Annotated in this window: 1 pseudogene; it reads right to left on the bottom strand. The window is 41.6% G+C overall.

The annotated features are described in order from the left end of the window. A pseudogene (locus Q0842_RS15990) lies at window positions 1–2,546 on the bottom strand (hypothetical protein); the annotation flags it as partial.

The following is a 2,546-nucleotide window of genomic DNA, read 5'->3' as shown; positions in this document are numbered from 1 at the left end:
TAAATCGGCTTGGGCTGGTGCAATCGTTAATTCATCTTCATCGTCATCATCGCCATTTCCATCGCCATCTTCATCTACTGTAGCATCGGTTGTTGGATCACTATCTGGATCATACTGATCGCTTCCACTAATCTGTACGGTGTTGGTATAGCTAACTCCTACTCCTGGTGCGTTTACTGTAGCTTCATAAGTTACTACCGTTACGCCATTGTTAGAGGCTACACTTAATCCACTCCAGGTTACTGTATTACCTGTAGCTAATCCGCCATCGTTTATTGTTCCTAAGGTATAACCATTTGGTAAAATATCTTCTATAGATACTCCTGTTGCTGCATCTGGTCCTGCGTTGGTTACCGTTAATGTAAACACAACTGTATCCCCTACATTTGGACTCATGTTATTTACAGATTTTGCTATGCTTAAATCTGATTGTTGGATAACTACGCCTATGCTTGATTCATCATCATCTGCTATTCCATCGTTATTATCGTCAGTAGCTGGTCCTGATGTTGGATCACTATCTGGATCAAACTGATCACTTCCAGTAATTTCTACACCATTGATGTACTCATCAGCGGCTCCTGTTGGTGCATTAACCGTAGCATCAAATGTTAAGGTTACAGTATCTACACCTACTGGTACACTTAATCCTGTCCAATCTACTTGATTCGTCGCTGTTTCTGTACCTGTACCACTAATTGATGATACATTACTATAACCTACTGGCAATACATCTTGTACAGATACTCCTGTTGCATCTACACTTCCTGCATTGCTTATGCTTATTGTAAAGGTTACCACATCTCCTACATTTGGTGTTGGATTGCTTACCGCTTTTACAATACTTAAATCTGAGGTTTGTGGCGTAATAGTAAACGCATCTTCGTCATTCTCACTCTGATCCCCATCATCATTCCCTGGTGTACTGTTTGGATCAAACTGATCGCTTCCGGTTACTTCGGCAACATTCGTGTATTCCCCTAATGCTCCCGTTGGCGCATTAACCACCACATCGTAACTTAAGGTAATACTTGAACTAGCCGCTAAACTTAAACCACTCCAATCAATTTGATTTCCTGTGGCCATACCGCCGTTATCAATCGTGCCGCCTGTTATGGTGTAACCTACTGGAACCACATCACTTGCACTAATACCCGTAGCGGCATCTGGCCCATTGTTGGTGATTACAACCTCGAAGGTTACCGTATCCCCTACATTTGGTGTCGCACTACTTGTCGCACTTATTCCTTTTGCTAATGCTAAATCGGCTTGCGCTGGTACTACAATCTCATCATCTTGATCGTCTTCTGTTAATACATCATTATCTGGTGTACTGTCTGGATCATACTGATCACTACTTGTTACTTCGGCTACGTTTCTGTATTCGTCCGCAGCTCCTGTTGGTGCATTTACTGTGACTTGGTAAGTGACTGTCATACCTGTTAATGGCACGTTTAATCCACTCCATGTAATGGTTGTTGCTCCTGCATTATAAACACCACCATTATCTATACTTCCGGCTACTAAACTGTAACCTACTGGTAACATATCATCGATACTTACTCCTGTAGCTGCTACCGTTCCGCCATTGCTTAATGCAATACTAAAGGTTAATACATCGCCTACGTTTACTGGAGCGCCATTGGTATCTACAACCGTTTTATCTATCGATAAATCTGATGTTTGTGGTACGATTATAAACGTATCTTCATCATCGTCATCTCCATCACTATCACCATCTTCATCCACCGTATTATCGGTATTTGGATCACTATCTGGATCAAATTGATCGCTGCCTGTGATTTGTACACTATTTAAATACTCGTCTGCAGCTCCTGTTGGTGCATTAACCGTAGCTTCATAAGTTAAAGTGATAGCGCCATTTGATGGTACACTTAATCCATCCCATGTTGCTGTATTACCTGTAGCTGTTCCCGCATTGTTTACTGCTCCTAAGGTATAACCTGATGATAAAATATCTTCTACTGATACACCCGTGGCTACATCTGGTCCATCATTAGTAATTACTAATTCGAACACTAATACATCGCCTACATTTGGGGTTGCTGTTCCTGAGGCTAAGCCTTTAACAATACTTAAATCGGCTTGGGCTGGTGCAATCGTTAATTCATCTTCATCGTCATCATCGCCATTTCCATCGCCATCTTCATCTACTGTAGCATCGGTTGTTGGATCACTATCTGGATCATACTGATCGCTTCCACTAATCTGTACGGTGTTGGTATAGCTAACTCCTACTCCTGGTGCGTTTACTGTAGCTTCATAAGTTACTACCGTTACGCCATTGTTAGAGGCTACACTTAATCCACTCCAGGTTACTGTATTACCTGTAGCTAATCCGCCATCGTTTATTGTTCCTAAGGTATAACCATTTGGTAAAATATCTTCTATAGATACTCCTGTTGCTGCATCTGGTCCTGCGTTGGTTACCGTTAATGTAAACACAACTGTATCCCCTACATTTGGACTCATGTTATTTACAGATTTTGCTATGCTTAAATCTGATTGTTGGATAACTACGCCTA

This window comes from uncultured Algibacter sp. (assembly GCF_947495675.1).
GTDB lineage: Bacteria > Bacteroidota > Bacteroidia > Flavobacteriales > Flavobacteriaceae > Algibacter_B.
The sequence above is the reverse complement of the archived record's forward strand: the minus strand, read 5'-3'. Positions and strand labels throughout refer to the sequence as shown.